The sequence below is a fragment of the Kocuria sp. genome, from assembly GCF_030536815.1.
GTDB classification, from domain to species: Bacteria; Actinomycetota; Actinomycetes; order Actinomycetales; family Micrococcaceae; genus Kocuria; species Kocuria gwangalliensis.
Genome location: NZ_JAUNPE010000191.1, coordinates 1 through 3664 on the forward strand (window position 1 = coordinate 1; position 3664 = coordinate 3664).

Genomic DNA, 3664 nt, shown 5'->3' on the forward strand with positions numbered 1-3664 from the left:
TCGGATCCGCGGTCGGCGTGCTTCTACGCGCGCCGGGCGGTCGAACTTCTGGTGCGCCATCTTTACGAGCTCATCCCGCTGTCCGCACCGTACAAGACCGATCTCGCGGCGCTCACCAACGACGCACAGTTCACGGCAACCGTGGGCGGCGGGATCCAGCAGAAGCTGAACCTCCTGCGCCGGGTGGGCAACACGGCGGTGCATGACAGCCGCCCCATCCCGGCCCGCACGGCGGTCGATGTGCTCCGGCAGCTCTACGACGTCATTATCTGGGCTGCCTTCAATTACTCCACCCGGCCCGAGTCCGTCCCCACCGGCTCCCAGTTCGATCCGGCCCTGGCCGCGAAGTCCGCGCCTCTCACCCACGACCAGGTGCTGGACCTGGCGCGGAAGTTCAAGGAGCAGGACGAGGCCCTCGCCGGCGAGCGCGCCGCGTCCGAGGCCAGGGAGGCGGCGTACGAGGAAGAGAACGCGCGGCTGCGGGAACAGGTCCGGCAGGCGCAGGCCGCCAAGACCGCCGTGGACACCCATGACTACTCCGAGGCGGAAACCCGGGATCTCTTCATCGACGTTCTGCTCCGCGAAGCAGGTTGGACATTGTCGGAGAAACGCGACCGCGAGTACCCCGTTTCGGGTCTCCCCGGTGGCGGCAGGGGTTTCGTCGACTACGTCCTGTGGGGCTCGGACGGCCTGCCGCTCGCGGTGGTGGAGGCGAAACGAACGCGCAAGAGCGCCGTCGCCGGCCAGGAACAAGCCAAGCAGTACGCGGATGCTCTTGAGCGGGAGACTGATCGGCGCCCCGTCATCTTTTACACCAATGGCTATGAGCACTGGCTGTGGGACGACGCCGCGGGCTACCCGCCGCGCGAGGTCCGGGGGTTCTACACTCGCGACGAACTGGAGCTGCTGATCCAGCGGCGGGCCACGCGCCGTTCGCTGTCGGACTTTCCCGTCAGCTCCGAGATCGCCGGTCGTTTTTATCAGACCCGCGCTATCAGGGCCATCAATGACGTGTTCGACAAGAAGCAGCGCGAGGCCCTGCTGGTCATGGCCACGGGCACAGGTAAGACCCGCACGGTGATCTCCCTGGTCGATCAGCTATCCAAAGCGGGGTGGGTCAAGCGCGTGTTGTTCCTGGCCGACCGCACGGCCCTGGTCACGCAGGCGGCGAACGCCTTCAGGGAGCATCTACCTTCCGCGCCGCTGGTCAAACTCACGGAAGACAAATCCGGCGAGGGCCGCGTGTTCTTCTCGACATACCCGACCATGCTGAATCTCATCAACGCGGTGGACGTGGCATCGGGTCGGAAGTATGGGCCGGGGTTCTTCGATCTCGTGGTGATCGACGAGGCCCACCGTTCCGTTTTTGCCAAGTACCGGGCGATCTTCGAGTACTTCGACTCGCTGCTGGTCGGCTTGACCGCCACACCCAAGGACGAGGTGGACCACAATACGTACCGCCTGTTCAACCTGGAGGACGGCGTGCCCACCGACGCCTACAGCCTGGAGGAGGCGATCAGCCACGTCCCGCCGTACCTGGTTCCCCCCAGGGGCGTGTCCGTGGGGACCAAGTTTCTCCGCCAGGGCATCAAGTACAGCGACCTCTCGTCAGACGAGAAAGATCAGTGGGACGCCCTTGATTGGGGAGAGGATGATACGCCCGACGAAGTCGGAGCACAGGAGCTGAACCGGTTCCTGTTCAACGAGGACACCGCGGACAAAGTCCTCGCAACGCTCATGAGCGAAGGCCATAAGGTCGCGGGCGGAGACCGGCTGGGCAAGACCATCATTTTCGCCAAGAATCAGAAGCACGCGGAGTTCATCGAGAAGCGTTTCAACGCGGGGTGGCCCGAATACGGCGGGCGATTCGCCCGCGTGATCACCCATGAGGTGTCACGAGCGCAGGATCTCATCGACGACTTCTCGATCAAGGACAAGGCCCCGCACATCGCGATCAGTGTGGACATGCTCGACACCGGTATCGACGTGCCCGAGGTCGTGAACCTCGTGTTCTTCAAGACGGTGTTCTCCAAGTCCAAGTTCTGGCAGATGATCGGCCGTGGTACTCGGCTGTGCCCCGACCTCTACGGCCCGGGCCAGGACAAGGAAGACTTCTACGTCTTCGACTTCTGCAGCAACCTCGAGTACTTCCAGCAGGACCTCCCTACCGTGGAAGGTTCCTCCCAGAAGTCACTGTCGCAGCGGATCTTCGAACAGCGCGTGGGCCTGGTCACCGCGCTGGATGAACGCGGCACGGATGCAAAACTACGGGCATCTGCGGCGTGGTCGTTGTTCGAGTACGTCAGCGGCATGAGTGTGGACAATGTGCTGGTGCGGCCACACCGGCGAGCCGTTGAGCGCTTCGCCGACCAGGGCGCCTGGGATCGCTTGGACGCCGACGCCGCCCGGGAGGCCTTCTCGCTCGCAGGCCTTCCCAGCGCGGCGAAGGACCCGGACGAACAGGCCAAGCGGTTCGATCTGCTGATTCTCAAACGCCAGCTCGCGCAACTCGAGGGCGACGCCGCGACGGCCGAGCGGACTCGGGAGGCGGTCCAGGACATAGCCGGAGCACTGCTGAGCAAGCTCACCATTCCGTCCGTGGTGGAGCAGAAGGAACTACTGGAAGCGGTCGCAACAGAGGAATGGTGGGTTGACGTCACCCTGGAGTTATTGGAGCGGGTTCGGCTACGGGTGCGCGGCCTGGTGCAGTTCGTGGAGAGGACCGGGCAGCACCCGGTCTACACGGATTTCGAGGACACCCTGGGGGAGCGGGCGGACGTCGAACTATCCGCCGTCACACCGGGCACCAACTTCGAACGCTTCCGGGCCAAGGCATCGGCTTATCTGCGCAAACACGAAGACCACGTGGCTCTGCAGAAACTGCGCCGGAACAAGCAGCTCACCGCAGCGGATCTGGAATCGTTGGAAAGGATGCTCGTTGCGGCTGGTGGCGAGGAGCCCGACATTCAACGGGCCTCTGATGAACCGGGTGGGCTGGGCGTGTTCATCCGCTCCCTGGTGGGACTGGACCGAGAGGCCGTGGCGGAGACCTTCCGGCAGTTCCTGGACGGTTCCCGGTACTCCGTGGATCAGATGCGGTTCATTCAGCTGATGGTTGATGAACTTACGTCCAACGGTGTCATGGCCCCGTCCCGACTGTTCGAGTCCCCGTACACCGACCGCGCGCCGCACGGGCCGGACATGGTGTTCTCCGACCCGGACCTGACCATCATTGTGGACATCCTGCATGACGTGCGGAACCGTGCCGAGGCAACCGGCGTGGCCTAACTTCTCTGAGGGATGTGGGCCGCGGGAGGTTCCGGACGTTGCTGTAGGCAGTGCAGGGACCTACCGGTCTGCCAGACGATCGAGTAGCTCCGCGTATCGCTCACGGGCAGCAGACGAAAGCTGGCTGACCTTGAAACTGCTATCGGTGGCCCCGCCCGCACGAGCGGAGTCCTCTGCGCCGGCGGCATTGGAGGCTCCCTGCGGTAGGTCCTCCGTCGCGTGAGGTTCCAAGTTGTTCGTCATGTCTCAAGGCTGCCAAAATTCTGCCCCCATGAGTAGATGCTCGAATTGTCACCTGGCTGGAACACGCTGAGGACGCAGGCTCAGCCCAACTCCAACTCCGCCGTCACCCCGATCCGGTCAATAAAGCTGTCAT

2 protein-coding genes are annotated in these 3664 nt (G+C 63.8%); one reads left to right on the forward strand and one right to left on the reverse strand.

Annotated elements, in window-relative coordinates; genetic code table 11:
- A partial coding sequence (locus Q4E95_RS11870) for a DEAD/DEAH box helicase family protein (RefSeq protein WP_303383502.1) occupies nucleotides 1-3288 on the forward strand: 3288 nt, incomplete at its 5' end.
- 60 nt (nucleotides 3289-3348) lie between these two features.
- On the opposite strand, the gene Q4E95_RS11875 is transcribed toward Q4E95_RS11870, so the two are convergent.
- On the reverse strand, nucleotides 3349-3531 hold the full coding sequence (locus Q4E95_RS11875) for a hypothetical protein (protein ID WP_303383503.1): 183 nt from the start codon (nucleotides 3529-3531) through the stop codon (nucleotides 3349-3351).
- Nucleotides 3532-3664: the final 133 nt, after the last annotated feature.